A 19,873-nucleotide genomic window follows, 5' to 3' on the forward strand; every position below is an offset into this window, starting at 1 on the left:
CTCTCCGAACGTCAGAATCCTCACGCCACCCCCACCGACCGCGCCCTGCCCGCGACGAGGTCGTCGTAGAGAGTCAGGTAACGGTCGCTCATGACCTCCAGGGAGTAGCGCGCGCGGGCGACGGCGCGGCAGGCGTCGGGGTCGATGGTCTCGCAGTCCTCGATGGCGCGGGCCATGGATGCTGCGTCCTCCACCAGGAAGCCGGTCACGCCCGGCTCCACGATGTCGGCGAGCGCGCCGGTCGGGAAGGCGACCACCGGCGTGCCGCAGGCCAGCGCCTCCAGCGCGGCCATCGCCGTCGGGTCCGGCGTCAGGCTGGGCGCCAGCAGGCAGCGCGCCGCCCCCAGCATCCAGCGCTTGCGGGCGAAGCCGATCTGCCCGAGGAAGCGGCGCTTGGTGTCGAGCCGCGGCCGGATCTCCTCCTGCAAATAGCGCTGCTCGTCGGGGCTGCGCGACAGCTCGCCGCCGAGAAGGAGCTGGATGTCCACCTCCCGCGCGGCGTCCAGGGCGATGTGGAAGCCGTGGTCCCGCTCGATGGTGCCGAGGCAGACGGCGAAGCGGCGCTTGGGCACGCGGATGTGCAGCCGGTCGACCGGCACCCCCACCTCGATGGGCGGCAGTAGGGCGATCCCCGGCGGTGCGGCGCGGGTTTGCTCGGCGGACACGCCCTGCAGGTGCGTGTGGGGACGCCGGGGCGCCAGGACGCCGTCCGGGTAGCGGTCCAGCGGCTCGTACAGGGTGACCAGCACCGGCACGCCCGGCGGCGGCAGCAACGCGGTGAAGTCGTGGACATGCAGGTGGACGAGGTCAACCGCGTGCCGCTCCACCGCGTCGGCCACCATGGCCGCGACACGGCGGAGCACGGCGGTCCGCGCGGCCTCGGTCGGTGCGGTTCCCTGCGCCGCGGCGTGGACGCGCGGCAGGGGCAGCAGCGTTCCGGCCACGGCCGACCCTTCCGGCGCCAGCACCAGCGAACGGTGGCCGGCGCGCAGGAGCGCCGCGTCGATGGCGGCGACCACCTGCTCGGCCGGGCCGTCGTTGTCGGTGCCAAGGGCGGTGAAGGGCGACGCGACGGACAGGACGGTCAGCCCGCCCGACGCGCCGCCCGCCGGTCCTCTGGGGGCAAGGGCGCCTGGGGATGGTAAATCTTCCATGGCCTTACTCCGCCGCCGCGTTGGACCGGACGGCGGAGGCGACGGGGCCGTAGCGCCGCACCATGTCCGCGCAGAACTGGGCGAATTCCTCCTTCACCTGCGGCGGGCTGGTGTGGTGGGGCTCGATGCCGCGGTGCTCCGGCGTGAAGCAGAAGGTGACCGTGACGTTGAAGTCGGCCAACGCCTCCATCTGCCGGTCGAACCAGTCCAGCGCCCCGTCGCGGTAACTGTCGGCCCAGCTCAGGCCGGTCCGCAGGTAGGTGACGCCCAGGTCCTTCATGCGCTGCACGCCCTCGTCCAGCCGGTGGTCCTGGAAATGGAACCACTGGCACAGGCCGAAGTCGGGTGCGGCCTTGCGGAAATGCTGGTAGGCCGGCTTCTCCGTCCCGTCCTCGCGGACCAGGCCCATGTAGAAGTGGCGGTAGTAGGACGACCCCTCCGCCTCGCGGTGGCGGGTGGTGGCGGGCCAGGCGCGCGGCAGGTCGAACAGGCTGTACCAGTGGGCGCGCGGCACGCGGCCGCGCAGCAGCTCCACGGTGCGCTCCAGCCCGAAGACCTGCACCTCCTCCGCCCCGAAGGTGGAGATGCCGACCTCCGACACCCACACGGGCAGGTCGGTGACCGCCTGGATTTCCTTCAGCTTGTCCGGCCAGTCGTTGATCTGCCAGTGGTTCCAGTCCAGCGGGAAGCCGTGCACGGCGACCGCGTCCAGATGGTCCAGCACGCCGCGGTTCTTCATGTTGGTCATGAAGACCGGGTCGATGGGCGAGATGCCGCCCAGCACCTTCGGCAGGGTCGGGTTGACCTCCGCGATCGCGTCCGCCGCGCCGATCACCATGTCGGCGAATTGGCTCCAGTCCGGGTCGATCTGAAAGTCCCAATGGGATTTGTTGTTCGGCTCGTTCCAGAGCATTACCGCTTCGATCATGCCTCGTCCCTTTATTGGTATTTATGATGAATTTTATTCTTTATTCCCTCTCCCCTCTGGGGAGAGGGTTAGGGTGAGGGGGTCTTGCATCTGCTGAATTTCCCGGTCCCCCGACATCCCCCTCACCCCGACCCTCTCCCCGCTTTCGGCGGACCTTTGGTCCGCCTGTCGCGTCAGCGCAAACTTCGTTTGCGCGTGAGCAGAGGGGAGAGGGGGATTGGGTCATCCCCGCGCCGGGTGCACCGTTTCCACGAAGTCCGACCGCCCCCCGCGGCGGCAGACGAACACCTCCTCCTCCGGATGTTCCAGGATGGTGAAGCCGGACGAGCGCAGCATGGCCTCCATGCCGGCCCGGTTCGGGATCCACCAGTTGGTCTCGTCGTTGCTGTACTTGTTTTCTACGAAAACCATCCGCGGGTAACCGGGGCGTTCGAAGTGTTCGGTCTCGCTGAAGGGATAGTCGTCCTGCACCGGGAAGACGACGTCCGGTCCGCGCAGCATGGACTGGAAGACCAGGATGTCCTTGGCGACGTGCTCCCAAATGAGATCGAGCGCCAAGAGGGGGTGGCGCAGGTGGTAGAGCACCCCCATGAAAAGGACGACATCGAACTTCTCCTTCAGGAGAGCAACGTCGTAGACGGACAGCTTGCGGAACTCGATGTCCGCCCCCATGACTTCGGCGGCGAAGCGCGCCTGGTTCAGGTAGACGTCGTCGAAATCCACGGCCACGACGCGGTCGGCGCCGCGCCGCTTCATCTCGATGGCGTAGAAGCCGCCGTTGCAGCCGATGTCCAGCACCGTCTTGCCGGACAGGTCCTCCGGGATGGCGTGCGCGAAGCGCCGCCACTTGATCGCCGGATAGTCGCCGAGGAAATGGTCCGGCGCCGTCCGCACGCCCTTCAGGTCGATGTTGTGGAACCAGCGGCCAAGCTCGCGGACACGTCGTTCAATGGCTTGGCGTTCAATGGCTTGGCGTTCGATGGTTTCTGGTGTCATTCCGCGGCCTCCCGTGCCGTGCCGTTCAGCAGCCCGTCGCTCAGCAGGTTCAGCGCGGCGCGGTAGCCGCGCACCGTCCCGACGTCGACGTAGGAGGTGCCGGCGCGCACGCCGACCGCCTCCCCGCCCTGGCCGATCCAGGCGTTGATCAGCGTTCCCATGAATTCGTCCCGGCGCTCCCGCGCCTCCCACAGGGCGTGCAGTTCGTGCAGCACGGCGCCTGGCATCTTGAAGGCGCCCCAGATCCAGCTGGACGTGGCCTGCGGGCTCTTCACCTGGATCTCCAGAACGCGCCCGCGGTCGTCGGTCACGACGGCGTCGAACAGCTCCGGCTGCTCCACGGGGAAGAGCAGGAAGGAGAGTTTGTCGTCGGGCAGGGCGGCCAGCGCGTCGTCGGGGAACCACACCGTGTCCGGCAGGCCGATTATCACCGGCTCCGACGGGTGGACCAGGTGGCGGGCGCGGAAGATGGCGTCGCACAGGCCGCCGGGCCGGGGCTGCACCACATAGGCCACGTCGGCGCCGTCCACCTCCCCGCCGTAGTACTGCAAAATGTCGAATTTGCCCGGCGCGATGACGAAGGCGATCTTGTCCGCCCCGCCCTTGACCATGCGGTCCACCAGATACTCGCTGACCGCGCGGGGGCGCTCGGTCCCGCCGTCCAGGCGGCTGCCGACGGGCAGCAGCTCCTTGGAGAAGGCGAGCGGCTGGATGCGCGTGCCGCTGCCCGCGGCCGGGATGATGCCCCACATGCTCAGTCGTCGCCTCCGCCTTTGATGTCCAGGATGGAGCGCAGCTCCCGCACGCGCCGTTCGGCCGTGTGCTCCTCCAGCGTCCGCTCCCGCGCGCGGCGGGCCAGCTGGGCGAGGTGGTCGCGCGGCAGCATCATCGCCGTGGTGACGTCGTCGGTCTCCCGCGCGACCAGGATGTCGCGGCCCGGCTCGAAGAAGGCCTCCAGCCCCTCCCAATGGTCGGAGATCAGCGGCACGCCGCAGGCCGCCGCCTCGAACAGGCGGCCGGACGGGCACCAGCCCATGCGCTTCATGGCGTCGCGCGTGACGTTCAGCGTCAGGGTGGAGGAGCAGAAGAAGGCCGGGTGTTCGGCCGGCGGCAGGTGCCGCACGAAGTGGATGTTGCTGGTCCAGGGGAAGCTGTCCGGATACTGCGCCCCGCCGATGACGAAGCGCCGCCGCGCCAGCCGCCGCGCCGGCTCGATGAACAGCGCCTCCAGCGCCGCCTGCCGGTCCTCCGCGTAGGTGCCGAGGTAGGACAGGTCGCCGAGGTAGGTCTTCACCGGGTCCACCGGCCGGTGCACCTCCGGGTCCACCCAGCCGTAGAGCGGGGCGACGTGCCGGGCGCCGAGCCTGGTCTTCAGCTCCTCCAGCGCCCGCCCGCCGGTGTAGCTCAGCACCGTGTCGAAGCCGCCCAGCCCCTCCGCCGGCAGGTAGGCCGGCCGCTCCCCCGCCTCCAGCCGCGCCAGGGTCACCGGCGTGTCGAGGTCGTAGAAGACCGTCCGCTGCGCTTTGGAGCCCAGCACCATGTGCGAGGCCGCCTCCCCATCCGGGCAGTAGGAGGTGACCATGGCCACGTCCGCCTCGTCGGCGTGGCGCTGGGCGTCGGCCGCGACGCTCTCCCAGTCGGAATAGAGCACCAGTTCCCCGCCGGGGATCTCCCACAGGTCGCGGTGCTCCGCGTAATAGGGGACGTCGCGCTCGAAGAAGACGACGCGGTTGCCGCGGCGCACCAGCGCCTTGACCAGCCCGCGCCACAGCGTGGCGTGCCCGTTGCCCCAGGAGGAGCTGATGGTGAGTCCGAAGATGACGATTTTCATGATGCCGGCGCCATGCTCCCATCGTCAGAACTGCCGTTGAGGCGCAGGACCTTCGGGGTCCAGCCGTCGATGGCTAGAACAGAAATCGAGGCCGGAGAGACCTCGATGCGCAGAAACAAATCGATGGGTACCCCGAGGTAGTAGGCCAGCGCCGCGCGGATCGCGTCGCCATGGCTGACCAGCACGTGGATGCCCCCAGGATCGTCGGCGCATAGCCGGTTGAGGAAGCCGACCATGCGGGCCTGCACCTCCAGCGTGGTCTCCCCGCCCGGCGCGCGGGCCAGGCTGCGGGCGCCATTCCACTGGCGCCAGGCCGGGTCGGCGTCCAGGTCGGGGAAGTCGCGGCCGGTCCAGGCGCCGAACTCCACCTCCAGCAGGGCGTCGGCGGTCTGGATGGGCAGGCCCAGCGCGCGGGCGATCGGCTCCGCCGTCTGCTGCGTGCGGGGCAGGGGGCTGGCCCACAGGCCCGTCACCTGTTGCCCGCCCGCCCACAGCCCGGCCGCCCGCTCCCGCGCGAACCAGCGGCCGAGCCGTTCGGCCTGCTGGCGCCCCGTGTCGTTCAAGGACGTGTCCATGCGGCCGGCGATGCCGCGGCCGATCCAGTCATGGTCGGCGTGGCGGACGAGGTAGAGGATGGTCATCGATCCGTTCCCCCCTCAGCAGGGGTCACCGGACTCGATGAAGCGTTCCGTGCGAAGCCGCGCCTCGTTGTCGGTGAACTGCACCGGCGGCGACTTCATGAAGTAGGAGCTTGGCCCCTCCAGCGGCCCGCCGATGCCACGGTCCAGCGCAAGCTTGGCGCAGCGCACCGCGTCGATGACCACACCCGCGGAGTTCGGGCTGTCCCACACCTCCAGCTTCAGCTCCAGGTTCAGGGGCACGCCGCCAAAGGCTTCCCCCTCCATGCGGATGTGGCAGAACTTGCGGTCGGCTAGCCAGGGCACATGGTCGCTGGGGCCGATGTGGCAATCCCCCGCGTCCATGGCGTGGCCGAGCTGGCTGGTGACGGCGCGGGTCTTGGAGATCTTCTTGGACTCCAGCCGCTCCCGTTCCAGCATGTTCAGGAAATCGGTGTTGCCGCCGAAGTTCAGCTGGTAGGTGCGCTCCAGCAGCACGCCGCGCTCGCGGAACAGGTTGGCGAGCACGCGGTGGATGATGGTGGCGCCGACCTGGCTCTTGATGTCGTCGCCGACGATCGGCACGCGCTTTTCCGTGAAGCGCCGCGCCCAGACGGGGTCGGAGGCGATGAAGACCGGGATGCAGTTGACGAAGGCGCAGCCGGCCTCCAGCGCGCGCTCCGCGTACCAGCGCGTCGCCTCCTCCGATCCCACGGGCAGGTAGGACACCAGCACGTCGGTCTTCGTGGCCTTCAGGATGGCGGTGACGTCGTCCTCGCCGATGTCGGCCTCTTCCACCACGCCGGTCAGGTAGCGGCCCAGCCCGTCCAGCGTCGGCCCGCGGTGCACCGGCACGCCGAGATGCGGCACCTCGGCGAAGCGGATGGTGTTGTTGGGTGCTGCCCCGATGGCCTCCGACAGGTCGCGGCCGACCTTGGCGGCCGACACGTCGAAGGCGGCGGAGAACGCGATGTCGCCGACATGGTACCCACCGAGCCGGACATGCATCAGGCCGGGCACGTCGGCATCGTCCTGGGCATCGCGGTAATACTGCACGCCTTGAACCAGCGACGACGCGCAGTTCCCCACCCCGACGATCGCCACCCGCACGGACTTTCCGGTCATCGTTCCCTCAGGATCCAGGACGCCGCTTGCGCGGCATTTGTCCGGAAAACGAGGTGTGTGCGAACGTGTTCCGAAACCGACGGTGGCGCGTACGGAGTGCCCAATTCCCTCCCGACCGAAATCGTCATCTTCGTAGGTTGGGTGGAGGCGCAGCCGCAACCCGACACCGGTCGCAAGGCGGCGCCTGTCGGGTTGCGCCGGCGCTCCACCCGACCTACGAAAAGGCGGTCACCAATAGGCCATCGCGTCGGCGTAGAGGCCGCGCAGGTCGTCCTCCGTCACCGGCCTCGGCGCGATGGTCAGCAGGCGCTGCTGGGCGATGGCCCCCCGAACGAGGCCGGGGATGTCCGCCTCGCTGTAGCCCAGCGCCGACAGGCCGTTCGGCAGGTGCGTCGCCTTCATCATGGCGATTAGCCGGGCCGCCAGGATCGCCCCGCCGTCGGCCGGGGAGACGTCGCGCACGTCGGCCCCCAGCGCGTCGGCGGCGCGGAGGTGGCGCTCCGGCGCCGCCGGGCCGGTGAAGCGGAAGGCCGCCGGGGCGTTCAGCACGACGGAGACGCCGTGCGGCACCATCGGCTCCGCCTTCTCATAGCCGATGGCGGTGAAGTTGTGGTTCATGCCGGCGACCGAGTAGGACATGGCGTGCGGGATGTGCACCCCGGCGTTGCCGAAGGCCAGGCCGGCCAGGGTCGCGGCGAACATCAGGGCGTCGCGCGCCTCCTCGTCGGACGGGTCGTTGACCGCGCGTTCCAGATACTGCCCGCCGAGCCGGATGGCCTGGAGGCTGCCGATGTCCGACCAGGGGTTGGCGCCCTGGTAGGGCGGGCGCGGGTTCGCCGCGTCGGGCCGCGGGCGGGTGCGGTAGGGGCGCGCCGTGTGGCTCTCGATCGCGTGGGTCAGCACGTCGAAGCCGGTGGAGGCGATCACCCCCGGCGGCAGGCTATCGATGGTCGCCGGGTCCACCACCGCGAGGTTGGGCCGCAGGTAGCGGGACGAAATGCCGGTCTTCACCTGTTTCTCGACATGGTCGAAGATGGCGACGCCGGTCGTCTCGCTGCCCGTGCCGCAGGTGGTCGGGCAGGCGATGTGCGGCTTGACCGGGCCGGGCACCGGGCGCCCCTCGCCCAGAGGCTTGTTGACGTAGGCCAGAAAGTCCGCCGGGTGGGTGGCGAAGAGGTTGGCGGCCTTGGCCGTGTCGATCACCGACCCGCCGCCGATGGAGATGTAGCCGTCGAAGCCGCCGTCCCGCGCGAAGGCGGCCGCGTCGAGGAAGGAGGCGCTGGTCGGCTCCACCCGGCAGCGGTCGTACACCACCACGTCGAGCCCCGCCGCCTTCAGCGACTCCAGCGCCGTGGCGAAGGGCGCGATGCCGGCCACCAGCGGGTCGGTGAACAGCGCGACGCGGCGCATGCCCATCCCCTTGGCGTCGTTGCCCAGCTCGGCCAGAACGCCGCGGCCGAACTTCATCGACGCGGCCTCCACCGTGAAGCCGGTGTCGCCGTCGGGCAGGATGGGGTGGGCGATGGAGTCGATCATGCGGCGTTCCTCCCGGGGTTGGCGCTTGTGCGCGATTCTTGGTTCGCTATCGGACCCTCGCGCGGGCCGCCTGTCAACCGGGCTGTTGGTGCATCAAACAGTCGGCTCGGGCGACGGAGGTGCCGCCGGCCCCTGCAAGCGGCGGTAGAGATACCCCACGCCGATCAGGCTGAAGCCCAGCCCCAGGAAGGACGCCACGCGGTAGAGCCCACCCAGCTGCCCCATGTCGCTGAGGAAGACCTTGGCGACCACCGCCAGCATCAACGCCAGCGCCACATGCCGCAGCCAGCCGAGCCGCATCCGCAGCGCCCCCACCAGCAGCAGAACCGCCAGCGCCAGGAACCCGGCGGAGTAGCTGTACCACTCCGCGTCCGACAGCTCCGGCCCCGACAGCACCGGCCCCTGGAAGGCGTGGCGGATCTCCAGCGCCAGATTCATGCCGAACAGCGCCAGCGGGAGCAGCGCGCCCCAGTGCCGCAGCCAGCCGGGCAGAGTCTCCATCCGCAGGTAGAGCAGGAACAGCAGGCCGGGCAGCCCGTAGGCCAGAAGCAGCGTGTTCGCCACCGGCCACGTGCCCACACCCTCCCAGCTGCCCAGCGGGTTCAGCGCCAGCAGGTGCAGCAGCACCGCCTGAAGCGCGGCCAGCCCCGCCAGCGCGCGCCGGCCCCAGACGGCGACTGGGCGCAGGCTCCAGCGCCGGTCGGCGGCGAGGACCAGCGCCAATGCCAACCAGGCCAGCGTGTGCAGCGCCACCTCCCGCAGCGTGTCGGGCGGGTCTTCCAGCGAACCGCGGGTCAGGTCCTGGATCTCCAGCGAGACGAGCAGCGTGGTGAAGACCAGGGCGCCGGCCTCCAGCAGGGCCACGACCTTGTCGTCCCCGCCGGCGCGCAGCCAGCGCGCCGCCAGGAAGAAACCGGCCGCCGGCAGCCCGTAGCCGTAGAGGATCCAGCCGAGCCCGCCGCCCTCATACTCCATCACAAAGGGGTTCAGCGCCAGCCGGCCCAGCACCACCAGCGCCACCAGCAGGATCACGCCGCGCAAGGAACGCAGGCCCATGCGCTGCTCCAGCCACGCCAGAACCGGCACCTGGAAGGCGATGGCGACCGACAGCCACGCCTCCCGCAGCATCATCGTGGCGCCGAGGCTGAGCGCACCGACCGCGCCCGCCGCGAAGGCGGCGAGGCCGAGGCTGACGCCCGGTTCGTGCCGGCGCCGGGCGAGCGGCGTGGTCGCGGCGACCAGCGCCGCCGCCAAGACGAGGCTCGCCACCGGCCACAGCGTGTCCGCCCTCGGCGGGTCGAGCCGCCAATAGGCCAGCGCCAGCAGCACCACCGGCACCCAGGCCGACAGCGACTACCACAGCGCCGCCCGCGCCGATCCCCACAGCGCGACGAAGCCGCCGATCCCGTACAGCGCCGCGTATCCGGCGACCGCCCACAGGAAGCGAAAGGCCATGGCCGGCAGCGCATCGCCCGGCGCGGGGACGATCGGGTTGCCCTCCGCGTTCACCACGGGCGGCGGGACCGGCCAGCCCGGCACCACCCAGCCGGACAGCGCCAGCAGCGTCGCCAACGCCGCCACCCAGGCGACGCCGGCCAGCCGCTCCACCCGCCGGCCCACCACCACAGTCAGCAGCCCGAACAGGCCCAGCATCACCAGCGACACCGTGCGGTGCCCGTCCGCGGCGGTGAGCAGTGCGGTCAGCAGCCCCAGCACCACCACCGCGGTCACGGCCAGCCGGTCCAGCGGCGGGCGCTTCCGCCAATTCCGCAGGCCCAGCGGAACCGGCTCCGCGCCGGGGTCGATCAGCGCCGCGGGCATCAGGAACAGCGCGGTGGTCGCCAGCAGGTAGAGCCCGACCGGCAGCGCGTCCCCCGGTTCCCACCCGCCGACGTACCAGACCGGCACCCAGACGGCGGCACCCACCAGCGTGCCGAGCCCCAGCCAGCGCCAGCGCCGCCACAGCACCACCGTCATGCCGCCGCCGGACAGGGCCAGCAGATAGGCGAACAGCCCCCAGGCGGACGGCGAGTCCGACGGCACCAGCAGCGGCGTCGTGAAGCCGCCCAGCAGGCCCAGCGCTGCGATGTAGGGACCTTGCAGAAGCGACAGCGCGATGGCCGTCAGCGCCAGCGCCGCGAGCAGCCCGAAGGCGACCAGCGGCGGAAACAGGTCATAAAGCGCGTAGCTGCCATAGACGCTGGCGAAGGCGGCGAACAGCCCGGCCGCGGTCAGGGCCGGCGGCACATGGTCGGGTCGAACGAGGTCCGGCGGAATCTGCGCGAGGCTGTGCCGGCGCACCCACTCGCCACCCACCATCAGCGCGGCGCCGGACAGCAGCCCCAGCGTGACCCGCACGCCCGGCCCCAGCCAGCCGCTGTCGATGGACAGCTTGATGAAGAAGGCCGCCGCCAGGGCGACCGTCGCCCCGCCCAGCCAAATCAACCAGCGCCCGGCCAGCGCCTCCTCCAGCGCGCGCAGCGTGGAGCGGGGCGAGGACTGCGCGGCCACGGGTTCCGGCGGCGCCATGGCGGGTGGTGGTTCCGGTTCCGGAACGGGCGCCGCGTCCATCGCCACCGGCGCGGCGTCAGGGATGGGCTCGGGCGGCGGTGCCGTTCCCTGGAGGCGTTGCAGCGCCTGACGCAACGCCGCGATCTCAGTCTCCTGCGCCTTCAGCCGGCGATTGAAGCGGTAGGCCAGGATGACGACCACCACCAACAGTATGACGTCCATGCGCGCCCGCTCCGGTTCGGCTGTCCCGACCGGTGACGATACCGCTCAGCCCGCGCGCCTGTCTCTCTCACCTGCGGATGGGTCCAAACGTCGGATCATCGTCAGGGCGTCATCGACCGCGTGGAACTCCGCCGTGTTGTCGAAGACGCACCAGACCGGCCGCTCCCGCGCCTCCTGGTGGAAGCGCCGCGCCAGCCGGTCGAGCACGTCCAGCGCGTAAGCGCTGCGGTACATGTGCGGGGAGCCGTGCAGGCGCCAGTAGCGCAATCCCGCCCAGCCCGCCGGTTCCGCCGCCTCCGGCACCGGGGCGGGATCGGCGGCGACGCGGGCGACGGCGTGCTCGACCAGCAACCGGTCCGGCGCGTCGGCGAACCAGCTGGGGTGGCGAGGCTCGCAGACGATGTCGCCGGCAAAGCGGGCGCGCAGCGCGGTGAAGAAGGCCTCCGCCACCGGCGCGTCATAGCGCAGGGTCGGCGGCAACTGCACCAGCAGCGGCCCCAGCCGGTCGCCGAGATGCCCGACCTCGAACAGGAACCGCTCCAGAAGGTCGGTCGCGTCCTTCAGACGGCGGTCGTGGGTGATCGTGCGCGGAAGCTTGGCGGCGAAGCGAAAGCCCGGCGGGGTGGAGGCGGCCCAGCGCGCCCAGGTCTCCGGCTTGTGCGGGCGGTAGAAGCTGCTGTTGACCTCCGCCATCGGGAAGACCCGCGCGTAGCGCTCCAGATGCGTGCCGTCTTCCGGGAAGGCGGGGGCGGAGAGCTTCGGGATGCTCCAGCCGGCGCAGCCGATCCGTATGTCGCCCATCATCCGGCGTGGGCCTGCGGCATCGCCGGCGTGCCGGTGGCCGCGCGGCGCAGGCGCATGGCCTCCGCCTCCACGAAGATGCGGCGGACCTGCGGGAACTGGCCGCGGATGCGGGTTTCCAGCGCCGCGACGGTGTCCTCCACCTCGTCGGCGGTCAGCTCGTCCTGGAACTCCGCGGACATGTTCAGCAGCACGTCGTCGGGGCCCATGTGCATGGTCAGCACGTCGATGGTGCGCTTGACCCGCCGCTCCTCGCCAACGATGCGGCGGATGCCCTCCACCACGCGGCGGTCGGCCGCCTCGCCGATCAGCAGCCCCTTGGACTCGTAGGCCAGCAGCGCCGCGACCACCGCCAGCACCGCCCCGATGCCGAGCGAGGCCCAGGCATCATAGACCGGGTTCCCGGTGATCTCCCCCGCCGCCAGCCCCGCCGCGGCCAGCAGCAGGCCGACCAGCGCCGCCGTGTCCTCGAACAGCACGACGAAGATGGAGGGGTTCTTGGACCGGTGCACGGCGGACAGCAGCCGCATTCCCTTGGTGGTGCGCCGGAACTCCTTCAGCGCCACCAACCAGGACCCGCCCTCGAACAGGGCGGCGAAGCCCAGCACGGTGAAGTTGACCCACGGCGTCTCCACCGGCTTGGGGTTCTTCAGCGCGAGCCACCCGTCATACAGCGACACCCCCGCCCCAAGGCCGAACAGCAGCACCGCGACGACGAAGGACCAGAAATAAACCTCGCGCCCGAAGCCGAAGGGATGCTCCGGCGTCGCCGGCCGGCGCGACCGCCGGATGCCGTAGAGCAGGAGCAGCTGGTTGCCGCTGTCCACCACGGAGTGGATCGCCTCGCTGAACATGGCGGCGCTGCCGGTCAACGCGCTGGCGACGAACTTCGTCACGGCGATGGCGAGATTGCCGGCCAGCGCTGCGACGACGACCTTCGTGGACCCTTCCGCCAAACGGCTCCTCCCGGCTGTGCGTGGTTCAAAGCTGCTCGACGGGAAACCACGCGCCGGGGGAGGGGGTTCCCGGGTCTTTGATCCCCACTCCCTACGGGAGTTACAGCAGCATCGGCTGCCGTTCGTCCCGCACCGGCGCGGGCGCCGGTTCGATCCGGTCCACCTCCGCGATCAGGCGTGCCATCTCGCGGCGGGCCTTTTCGGCTTCGTAGCCGGCGCGGTACTTGCCGATGAAGCCCTTCCGGCAGGCGCGGTGGAAGCGCTGGGACGCCGTCGCCCAGTCGTCGCCGGGGCGCAGCCAGCTGACGTAGGTCGTGCCGGTGCGCGGGTCGGTGCGGAGGTAGCGGCCGCGTCCCTTGTCCCCGCGCACCCACTGGCCGGGGTTCAGGTGCAGGGCGCCGCGCGACAGCAGCAGCGACACCTGCGGGGTCAGGTCGATGGTGGGGAAATACGGCATGGCAAAACCCTCCGGGCCGCCGCCCGAAGGCGCGGCCGAAAACGTGGTCCTCGTGGTTTTTGGTGTAGCTCCCATATGGGGATTTTCGGCCCGACGTTCAAGGTTTGTTCACGGTTTTCAAGGGTTTGCCCGGAGAATGTCGGTTGAGTTCCACAGCCGGTCCGTCCTAGGCTTCCCTTGGGGCTTCCCCCCAGATTTTCCCTTGCTGTCGATGAGCGCATGCGCCCCCTGCTGACCTTCTCCGCCCGCCTCCTGTTCGTCACCACGGTGCTTGCCGGCTGCCAGTCGGCGGGCACGCCGCCGATCGCCGCGACCCCGGCCGCCGCGGGGCAGGCGAGCACCGCCACCGCCTCCTCCGCCGCGGCGCTGCCCACCACGCCCGCCACCCCGGCGCCGCGCGTCAGCTACCAGGAATGGCTGCGCGGCCTGCGGACCGAAGCGCTCGGCCAGGGCATCCGGCCGCAGACCTTCGACCGCGCCTTCGCGTCGGTGAAGCTGTCCGACCGCGTGGTCGAGCTTGACCAGGCCCAGCCGGAGTTCACCCGCCAGCCCTGGCAGTATCTGGACAGCATGGTGTCCGACGCCCGCGTCCAGCAGGGCCGCCAGAAGATGCAGGAGAACGCCGCCCTGCTTCAGCGCATCACGCAGCGCACCGGCGTACCCGCGGAGATCCTCGTCGCCCATTGGGGGGCCGAGTCCGACTATGGCCGCGGCACCGGCTCCTTCTCCGTCCTCGACGCGCTGACCACGCTGGCCTACGAGGGCCGCCGCGCCTCCTACTTCCGCACGGAACTGCTGGCCGCTCTGCGCATCCTCGACAGCGGCGACATCGCGCCGGACCGGATGAGCGGTTCCTGGGCCGGGGCCATGGGCCAGACCCAGTTCATGCCCACCGTCTTCCTGAAGAACGCCCTGGACGAGGACGGTGACGGCCGCCGCGACATCTGGGGCAGCCTGCCGGACGTCTTCGCCTCCACCGCCAAGTTCGTCCAGGGCAACGGCTGGCGCGCCGGGGAGCGCTGGGGCGAGGAGGTTCGGCTCCCCGCCGGCTTCCCCTACGACCAAGCGGAGTACAACATCACCAAGCCGCTGGCGGAGTGGCGGAGCCTCGGCGTGCGCCCGCTGAACGGGGGCGAGCTGGCCGGCGACGGCAACGCCGCGGTTCTGGTGCTGGGCGGGCACACCGGGCCGGCCTTCCTGGTGCGCGAGAATTTCCGCACGATCATGCGCTACAACCCCTCCACCAGCTACGCGCTGGCGGTGGCTCTGCTGGCCGACCGCCTGTCCGGGCGCCCCGGCGTCCAGGGCAACTGGCCGCGCAACGAGCTGGCGCTGAGCAGGGACGAGCGGATCGAGCTGCAGCAGCGGCTGGCGTCCATCGGCATGGACCCGGGCGCCCAGGACGGCATCGTCGGCGCCAACACCCGCAACGCCGTGCGGCGCTTCCAGCAATCCATCGGCACCGTCCCCGACGGCTTCGCCACCAAGTCCCTGCTGGAACGCCTGCGCCGCTCCTCCAACCCCGTCCAGGCCGCGGGGTAAGCAAGGGTACCCGTAGCGTAAGCTGTAGGTTGGGTGGAGGCGTCAGCCGAAACCCAACATCGTTGCCATGCGACGTGTGTTGGGTTGCGCTGCGCTCCACCCAACCTACGCTTCTATTCCCCCAAAACGTGCAGCACGATCTGCCGGCCGTGGGGGCGGCGGCGGTGCTCGAACAGGTAGACGCCCTGCCAGGTGCCGAGCGCCATGCGCCCCTCCACCACCGGAATGGACAGCTGCACCGTGGTGAGGGCGGAGCGGATGTGGGCCGGCATGTCGTCCGGCCCCTCCAGCGTGTGGTCGTAAAGCGACGGGTCCTCCGCGACCAGCCGCTGGAAGAAGCGCTCCAGGTCGGTGCGCACGTCGGGGTCGGCGTTCTCCTGGATCACCAGAGAGGCCGAGGTGTGCCGGCAGAACACCGTCAAAAGGCCGGTCGCGATGCCCTGTCCGCCGAGCCAGCGGGCGATGGGCTCGGTCACTTCGACGAGCCCCTGGCCGTGCGTCTGGATGCTCAACGTGGTGACCGCCTGTCGAATGGGCTGTCTCATGGGGTGTTCCCGCCTGTTGTCCGTCTTGGAACCGGTCGTGACCTATACCAAATCGGAAAGCGTTTGGACCTTGAACAGGTGACCCCATGGAATTGAGCGGCCAGTACCGGATTCCGGCGGAGCGGGAGCGGGTGTTCGCGGCACTCTGCGATCCCGTCGTCCTGCAACGCTGCATCCCCGTGCTGGAGGAGATCGACCGCCTGTCGCCCACCGACTACGCCGCCCGCGTGCGCGCCACCGTGGGGCCGCTGAAGGCGCGCTTCAGCGGGCGCCTGCGCCTGGCGCCGGAGGACGCGCCGCGCTTCTACATCCTCTACGCCGAGGGCAGCGGCGGCCTCGCCGGGGCCGTGAAGGGGGAGGCGCGCATCACGCTGGAGGAGGTGGGGGGCCACACGCACCTGACCTACACGCTGGCGGCGGCGCTGGGCGGTGCGGTGGGGCGGCTGGCGGTGAAGCTGGTCCAGGCCAAGGCCGACCGGGTCATCGGCGGCTTCTTCGAGCGCTTCACAGCGGAAGTCCTGGAATCCTAAGCATTGCCGGTGGGCGGGGCGGCGGCTATCGTCGCGGCTCCGCTGATCTTGGAGTTCTCATGCCCACCGTGACCATCCGTCCGGCCGTCGAGGCCGACTGCGCCACCATTCTGCGCTTCGTCAAGGAATTGGCCGCGTTCGAGCGCGAGCCCGACGCGGTCAAGGCGACCGAGGAGGATTTCCGGCGCGACGGCTGGGGCGAGCGCCCGGTGTTCGACGCGCTGATCGCGGAACTGGACGGCGCGCCGGTCGGCTTCGCCCTGTGCTTCCGCAACTATTCGACCTGGGAAGGACGGGCCGGGATCTTCGTGGAGGACCTGTACGTGACGCCGGACGCGCGCCGCTTCGGCGTGGGCCGCAAGCTGCTGACCGCGGTCGCCAAGCGCGCGGTGGAGCAGGGCTGCCGGCGGGTGGACCTGAACGTTCTGGATTGGAACCCGGCGCGCGATTTCTACGACCGCATCGGGTTCAAGCAGATGGAGGAGTGGCTTCCCTATCGCCTCACCGGCGGGGCGCTGGCCGCGCTCGCCGCCCAGGCGGAGGATTGACTGGTCAGGACTGTCGGTGGGGATTGCGCCGCGTGCCGGGGCCGGAGACGCCCCGGCATCGTGCCACCCCGCGGACGTCCTATCAGGCCGCCTTCACCATCGAGGCGGCGTTCAGCAGGTCCAGGTAGCCGGCGCGCTCTTCGCGCAGCGTGGCGAGCAGGTCGTACAGGCTCTCGCGGAGGAACGGGTCGTTCTGGGCGTCGATCTTGTTCTGCGTCAGCTGGATGAACTCATCGACCAGGGCGATGTGGACGCGAGAGGAGGAGGTAACCTTTTCGGCGGTGGTGGCGACGATCATTTTAAAAACTCCGTTTTGACTTGTGTGTTCGTGATGGGTGTATTTGGCCAGATGCCGGTTAACGACTTACTAACGCGACCCTGGGTCCGGTGGTGTCTTGAGGGTTAATACTCCGCTTCGGGGAAGTATGAGGTTTATACCCCAAAGGAGTACCTCTTTTCTTTAGAGGCCGAACTGGGTCGGGCTGAGATTCAAGGATTCACAAAGGCTTCGCGCCTTTGTGGCCTGCGCTGGCGACAGGGCGTCGATGCCGCCGGCGGCGTTAAGACAGGCGCTGAAGACGCGTTTCGCCCCGTTAACGTCGCCCTTGGCTTGGCGGGCTACCCCCATCGCATCGGCCTCGCCGGCCGTCGCGTTGTCCTGGATGTGGCGGGCGTGGTCGTCGAAGGCGCGCAACGCGTCTGCGGGCAGCATCGCCTGGAGCCGCCCCCGCAGGGTGGAGGCGTCGGCGTCCCCGGCGGTGGCGAGCAGGGCGCAGCCGGCCGCGACGGCCGGGGCATCGTCGCCCGTCAGGTCGCCGTTGGGTTGCTCCAAGGAATCCATGCCGTTTCCCTCCGTCGGTGCGGATGGTCAACACACGGACGGTGAAACGGTTTCGTGTCTAAACGATATACCAGGAAAGGTGGCGCGCCGGAGGGGTTAAGCGCGACAGCGCCGTCTGCCGCTCAGGCCGCGCGGGCGATGGCGGCGTCCATGCGGTCGGCGCGTTCCAGCGCGCGGGCGATCATGTCGTCGAACAGGTCGTTCACCAGCGACGCCATGCGCACGGGGGCGCCGCCCAACTGCGGCCCTTCCATCAGAAGGGAGCCTTCCTCGCCGGGGCCGATGACGCGCCAGCCCCGCCCCTTCATCTCGGCGACGCGCGCCTTGGCAATGAACGCACGCACGTGGTCCGTCGCGAACTCGCTCATTCGATTCTCCCGGGGCTAAACGGTCGTTGCGGCCAACCGTAGCGCAGAGAAGCGAACGTAACAAGAACAATGTGCCGTCAGGCCGCGCTGCGCGGCAGCAATGCGCCGGGTTCCCCTTGCCGAGCGCGCGGCGCGCCAAAATTTTCTGTCCAAGAAGAGGCTTAGCGCCAGACGACCAAACCACGAGGACACGGCTATGACCGGCAAGACCGGCGTGCGCACCGAGACCGACAGCTTCGGCCCCATCGACGTTCCCGCCGACCGCTATTGGGGGGCGCAGACGCAGCGTTCCCTTCAGAACTTCCGCATCGGGGGCGAGCGCATGCCGGCGCCGCTGGTGCGCGCGCTGGGCATCCAGAAGAAGGCGTCGGCGCAGGCCAACATGGCGCTGGGGGTGCTGGACGAGCGGCTCGGCCGCGCCATCGTCGAGGCGGCGGAGGAGGTGATCGAGGGCACGCTGGCCGATCATTTCCCGCTGGTGGTCTGGCAGACCGGCTCCGGCACCCAGACGAACATGAACGCCAATGAGGTCATCTCCAACCGCGCCATCGAGAAGCTGGGCGGCGAGACGGGCTCCAAGAAGCCGGTCCACCCCAACGACCACGTCAACATGGGGCAATCGTCCAACGACAGCTTCCCCACCGCGATGCACATCGCCGCGGCCGAGCAGATCCACCACGAGCTCCTGCCGGCGCTGGAGCACCTGCACGCCGCACTCTCCGCCAAGGCCGACGCCTTCGCCGACATCGTGAAGATCGGCCGCACCCACCTCCAGGACGCGACGCCGCTGACCCTGGGGCAGGAGTTCTCCGGCTACGCCACCCAGATCCGCTACGGGATCGAGCGGGTGAAGGCGTCGCTGCCGCAGCTCTACCGGCTGGCCCAGGGCGGCACGGCGGTCGGCACCGGCCTGAACGCCAAGGCCGGCTTCGCCGAGGCCTTCGCGGAGGAGGTGGCGCGCATCACCGGGCTGCCCTTCGTCACGGCCGAGAACAAGTTCGAGGCGCTGGCCACCCACGACGCGCTGGTCGACGCGCACGGCAGCCTGAACACGCTGGCCGTGTCGCTGATGAAGATCGCCAACGACATCCGCCTGCTGGGCTCCGGCCCGCGCTGCGGCATCGGCGAGATTTCCCTGCCGGAGAACGAGCCCGGCTCCTCCATCATGCCCGGCAAGGTGAACCCGACCCAGTCGGAGGCGATGACCATGGTCTGCGCCCAGGTGATGGGTAACCAGACCACCGTCAGCATCGCCGGTGCCACCGGCCATTTCGAACTGAACGTCTTCAAGCCGGTGATCGCCTTCAACGTCCTGCAATCGATCCGCCTGCTGGCCGACGCCTGCGTCAGCTTCACCGACAACGCCGTCGTCGGCATCGAGGCCAACCGTGGCCGCATCGACCAGCTGCTGAACGAAAGCCTGATGCTGGTCACCGCGCTCAACCCGCACATCGGCTACGACAACGCCGCAAAGATCGCCAAGAAGGCCCACAAGGAGGGCACCACCCTGAAACAGGCCGGCATCGCGCTGGGCCTGCTGACCGAGGAACAGTTCGACCAGTGGGTCAAGCCCGAGGCGATGGTGAAGCCGCGGTAGGGTGCAGGACCATCGCATTTGAAGTCCCCTCTCCCCCCTGGGGAGAGGGTTAGGGTGAGGGGGTTGCGCTTTTGCCGGACGTCCCAAGGTGGCGGGACCCCCTCACCCTGCCCTCTCCCCAGAGGGGAGAGGGTTAAACGGCCAAACGCCGTTGCCCTGCGGTAAGGTGCTCGCGCTCTCTTCAGGTGTGTTGCATGTTCCCTTTCCTGTCTGACGCAGGCGTGGGAACATGCATTCCATCGGAAATGCCCGGTGCATCGCACGGGCAGAGTGGCGCGATGGCTTATGCAACCCAAACCCTATAGAAGTGACGCTCTTGCGGCGGTCCATCAAACAGCCTCCGAGCTGTACGAGATCGGGCTGATGGATCTGGCCAGCAAGGAGAAATTCGATCTCCTCTGTTTGCTTGGCGTGGAGGCGGTGTCCTCACACGACTCCGACGCCCCTCAGAGGCTTCCATGAAAAAGCGCTCGGTCCTCATCGCCGGTCACCCGACCAGCGTCTCCCTGGAAGAGGAGTTCTGGGAGGCGCTGAAGGCCATCGCGCAGACCCGCGGCACCTCGGTCAACGCCCTGATCGAGGAGATCGACACCACCCGCACCGGCAACCTGTCCAGCGCCATCCGTGTGTTCGTGCTGAACGCCGTGCAGGGCAGGGCGTAGAGCCGCCGGTCCAGGGCAATTGCACTTGAAATCCCTCTCCCGTCCCGGGAGAGGGAAGGGACCCGCGCGAAGCGTGGGAAGGGTGAGGGTCTTCCAAGGATCAGCG

The 19,873-nt window shown here is 69.7% G+C and carries 22 protein-coding genes; 5 read left to right on the forward strand and 17 right to left on the reverse strand.

All coding sequences use genetic code 11. The annotated features are described in order from the left end of the window. Window positions 1–20: 20 nt before the first annotated feature. From J2851_RS19865 to J2851_RS19920, 13 genes are all read right to left on the reverse strand, one after another. Window positions 21–1,154 carry a glycosyltransferase gene (locus tag J2851_RS19865; RefSeq protein WP_209768278.1) on the reverse strand — a complete coding sequence of 378 codons (1,134 nt, stop codon included), beginning with the start codon at window positions 1,152–1,154 and terminating at the stop codon, window positions 21–23. A gap of 4 nt (window positions 1,155–1,158) precedes the next feature. Further along, entirely contained in the window at window positions 1,159–2,082 is a 924-nt protein-coding gene (locus J2851_RS19870) for a glycoside hydrolase 5 family protein (RefSeq protein ID WP_209768281.1), read from the reverse strand. A 222-nt stretch (window positions 2,083–2,304) separates the two neighbouring features. Further along, a complete protein-coding gene (locus tag J2851_RS19875; RefSeq protein ID WP_209768284.1) occupies window positions 2,305–3,078 on the reverse strand; it encodes a TIGR04290 family methyltransferase in 774 nt (257 codons plus the stop codon). After that, window positions 3,075–3,830: a sugar phosphate nucleotidyltransferase gene (locus J2851_RS19880; RefSeq protein WP_209768286.1), complete on the reverse strand. Its 756-nt coding sequence runs from the start codon at window positions 3,828–3,830 to the stop codon at window positions 3,075–3,077. Before J2851_RS19880 ends, J2851_RS19875 begins: the two co-directional genes overlap by 4 nt. 2 nt (window positions 3,831–3,832) lie before the next feature. After that, a complete protein-coding gene (locus J2851_RS19885; RefSeq protein ID WP_209768287.1) occupies window positions 3,833–4,909 on the reverse strand; it encodes a CgeB family protein in 1,077 nt (358 codons plus the stop codon). After that, window positions 4,906–5,550, reverse strand: coding sequence for a histidine phosphatase family protein (locus J2851_RS19890; protein ID WP_209768289.1), 645 nt, complete (start codon window positions 5,548–5,550; stop codon window positions 4,906–4,908). The genes J2851_RS19885 and J2851_RS19890 overlap by 4 nt, the downstream gene beginning before the upstream one ends. Before the next feature lie 15 nt (window positions 5,551–5,565). After that, entirely contained in the window at window positions 5,566–6,651 is a 1,086-nt protein-coding gene (locus J2851_RS19895) for an inositol-3-phosphate synthase (RefSeq protein ID WP_209768291.1), read from the reverse strand. A gap of 228 nt (window positions 6,652–6,879) precedes the next feature. After that, on the reverse strand, window positions 6,880–8,187 hold the full coding sequence (locus J2851_RS19900; protein WP_209768293.1) for a hydroxyacid-oxoacid transhydrogenase: 1,308 nt from the start codon (window positions 8,185–8,187) through the stop codon (window positions 6,880–6,882). Between the two features lie 93 nt (window positions 8,188–8,280). Beyond that, window positions 8,281–9,516, reverse strand: coding sequence for a DUF2339 domain-containing protein (locus J2851_RS35850; protein ID WP_376989894.1), 1,236 nt, complete (start codon window positions 9,514–9,516; stop codon window positions 8,281–8,283). A gap of 24 nt (window positions 9,517–9,540) precedes the next feature. Continuing rightward, window positions 9,541–10,920, reverse strand: coding sequence for a DUF2339 domain-containing protein (locus tag J2851_RS35855; RefSeq protein ID WP_246500788.1), 1,380 nt, complete (start codon window positions 10,918–10,920; stop codon window positions 9,541–9,543). 45 nt (window positions 10,921–10,965) lie between these two features. Beyond that, window positions 10,966–11,724 carry a DUF72 domain-containing protein gene (locus J2851_RS19910; RefSeq protein WP_209768295.1) on the reverse strand — a complete coding sequence of 253 codons (759 nt, stop codon included), beginning with the start codon at window positions 11,722–11,724 and terminating at the stop codon, window positions 10,966–10,968. Beyond that, window positions 11,721–12,677 (reverse strand): cation diffusion facilitator family transporter, encoded by a 957-nt coding sequence (locus J2851_RS19915; protein WP_209768298.1) that lies wholly within the window; start codon window positions 12,675–12,677, stop codon window positions 11,721–11,723. The genes J2851_RS19910 and J2851_RS19915 overlap by 4 nt, the downstream gene beginning before the upstream one ends. 100 nt (window positions 12,678–12,777) lie before the next feature. Further along, window positions 12,778–13,134 (reverse strand): hypothetical protein, encoded by a 357-nt coding sequence (locus J2851_RS19920; protein WP_209768299.1) that lies wholly within the window; start codon window positions 13,132–13,134, stop codon window positions 12,778–12,780. Window positions 13,135–13,353: 219 nt separating this feature from the next. Here J2851_RS19920 and J2851_RS19925 point away from each other — a divergent pair, with 219 nt between their 5' ends. After that, window positions 13,354–14,676, forward strand: coding sequence for a lytic murein transglycosylase (locus tag J2851_RS19925; protein WP_209768302.1), 1,323 nt, complete (start codon window positions 13,354–13,356; stop codon window positions 14,674–14,676). A 113-nt stretch (window positions 14,677–14,789) separates the two neighbouring features. On the opposite strand, the gene J2851_RS19930 is transcribed toward J2851_RS19925, so the two are convergent. Next, a complete protein-coding gene (locus tag J2851_RS19930; RefSeq protein ID WP_209768342.1) occupies window positions 14,790–15,209 on the reverse strand; it encodes a secondary thiamine-phosphate synthase enzyme YjbQ in 420 nt (139 codons plus the stop codon). Between the two features lie 98 nt (window positions 15,210–15,307). On the opposite strand from J2851_RS19930, the gene J2851_RS19935 reads away from it, so the two are divergent. Both J2851_RS19935 and J2851_RS19940 read left to right on the forward strand, forming a co-directional pair. After that, window positions 15,308–15,751, forward strand: coding sequence for an SRPBCC family protein (locus tag J2851_RS19935; protein WP_209768303.1), 444 nt, complete (start codon window positions 15,308–15,310; stop codon window positions 15,749–15,751). Window positions 15,752–15,810: 59 nt separating this feature from the next. Next, window positions 15,811–16,299 carry a GNAT family N-acetyltransferase gene (locus J2851_RS19940; protein ID WP_209768305.1) on the forward strand — a complete coding sequence of 163 codons (489 nt, stop codon included), beginning with the start codon at window positions 15,811–15,813 and terminating at the stop codon, window positions 16,297–16,299. Window positions 16,300–16,381: 82 nt separating this feature from the next. On the opposite strand, the gene J2851_RS19945 is transcribed toward J2851_RS19940, so the two are convergent. The 3 genes from J2851_RS19945 to J2851_RS19955 form a co-directional block, all read right to left on the reverse strand. Then, complete coding sequence (locus tag J2851_RS19945) at window positions 16,382–16,597, reverse strand: hypothetical protein (protein WP_209768307.1); 216 nt, start codon at window positions 16,595–16,597, stop codon at window positions 16,382–16,384. Between the two features lie 162 nt (window positions 16,598–16,759). Beyond that, window positions 16,760–17,140, reverse strand: a complete 381-nt coding sequence (locus J2851_RS19950) for a tellurite resistance TerB family protein (RefSeq protein WP_209768309.1) — start codon at window positions 17,138–17,140, stop codon at window positions 16,760–16,762. A gap of 122 nt (window positions 17,141–17,262) precedes the next feature. Beyond that, window positions 17,263–17,508, reverse strand: coding sequence for a hypothetical protein (locus J2851_RS19955; protein WP_209768311.1), 246 nt, complete (start codon window positions 17,506–17,508; stop codon window positions 17,263–17,265). 196 nt (window positions 17,509–17,704) lie between these two features. Between J2851_RS19955 and fumC the strand changes: the two genes are divergently transcribed. Next, entirely contained in the window at window positions 17,705–19,105 is a 1,401-nt protein-coding gene (gene fumC, locus J2851_RS19960; RefSeq protein ID WP_209768312.1) for a class II fumarate hydratase, read from the forward strand. Window positions 19,106–19,563: 458 nt separating this feature from the next. Beyond that, window positions 19,564–19,767, forward strand: a complete 204-nt coding sequence (locus J2851_RS19965) for a ribbon-helix-helix domain-containing protein (protein ID WP_209768315.1) — start codon at window positions 19,564–19,566, stop codon at window positions 19,765–19,767. Window positions 19,768–19,873: the final 106 nt, after the last annotated feature.

Source organism: Azospirillum rugosum (genome assembly GCF_017876155.1).
GTDB classification, from domain to species: domain Bacteria; phylum Pseudomonadota; class Alphaproteobacteria; order Azospirillales; family Azospirillaceae; genus Azospirillum; species Azospirillum rugosum.

Coding starts and splice junctions, on each gene's coding strand:
- J2851_RS19865 (WP_209768278.1), bottom strand. CDS start 1,154: ATGGAAGATTTACCATCCCCAGGCGCCCTTGCCCCCAGAGGACCGGCG.
- J2851_RS19870 (WP_209768281.1), bottom strand. CDS start 2,082: ATGATCGAAGCGGTAATGCTCTGGAACGAGCCGAACAACAAATCCCAT.
- J2851_RS19875 (WP_209768284.1), bottom strand. CDS start 3,078: ATGACACCAGAAACCATCGAACGCCAAGCCATTGAACGCCAAGCCATT.
- J2851_RS19880 (WP_209768286.1), bottom strand. CDS start 3,830: ATGTGGGGCATCATCCCGGCCGCGGGCAGCGGCACGCGCATCCAGCCG.
- J2851_RS19885 (WP_209768287.1), bottom strand. CDS start 4,909: ATGAAAATCGTCATCTTCGGACTCACCATCAGCTCCTCCTGGGGCAAC.
- J2851_RS19890 (WP_209768289.1), bottom strand. CDS start 5,550: ATGACCATCCTCTACCTCGTCCGCCACGCCGACCATGACTGGATCGGC.
- J2851_RS19895 (WP_209768291.1), bottom strand. CDS start 6,651: ATGACCGGAAAGTCCGTGCGGGTGGCGATCGTCGGGGTGGGGAACTGC.
- J2851_RS19900 (WP_209768293.1), bottom strand. CDS start 8,187: ATGATCGACTCCATCGCCCACCCCATCCTGCCCGACGGCGACACCGGC.
- J2851_RS35855 (WP_246500788.1), bottom strand. CDS start 10,920: ATGGACGTCATACTGTTGGTGGTGGTCGTCATCCTGGCCTACCGCTTC.
- J2851_RS19910 (WP_209768295.1), bottom strand. CDS start 11,724: ATGATGGGCGACATACGGATCGGCTGCGCCGGCTGGAGCATCCCGAAG.
- J2851_RS19920 (WP_209768299.1), bottom strand. CDS start 13,134: ATGCCGTATTTCCCCACCATCGACCTGACCCCGCAGGTGTCGCTGCTG.
- J2851_RS19925 (WP_209768302.1), top strand. CDS start 13,354: ATGCGCCCCCTGCTGACCTTCTCCGCCCGCCTCCTGTTCGTCACCACG.
- J2851_RS19935 (WP_209768303.1), top strand. CDS start 15,308: ATGGAATTGAGCGGCCAGTACCGGATTCCGGCGGAGCGGGAGCGGGTG.
- J2851_RS19940 (WP_209768305.1), top strand. CDS start 15,811: ATGCCCACCGTGACCATCCGTCCGGCCGTCGAGGCCGACTGCGCCACC.
- J2851_RS19945 (WP_209768307.1), bottom strand. CDS start 16,597: ATGATCGTCGCCACCACCGCCGAAAAGGTTACCTCCTCCTCTCGCGTC.
- J2851_RS19950 (WP_209768309.1), bottom strand. CDS start 17,140: ATGGATTCCTTGGAGCAACCCAACGGCGACCTGACGGGCGACGATGCC.
- J2851_RS19955 (WP_209768311.1), bottom strand. CDS start 17,508: ATGAGCGAGTTCGCGACGGACCACGTGCGTGCGTTCATTGCCAAGGCG.
- fumC (WP_209768312.1), top strand. CDS start 17,705: ATGACCGGCAAGACCGGCGTGCGCACCGAGACCGACAGCTTCGGCCCC.
- J2851_RS19965 (WP_209768315.1), top strand. CDS start 19,564: ATGAAAAAGCGCTCGGTCCTCATCGCCGGTCACCCGACCAGCGTCTCC.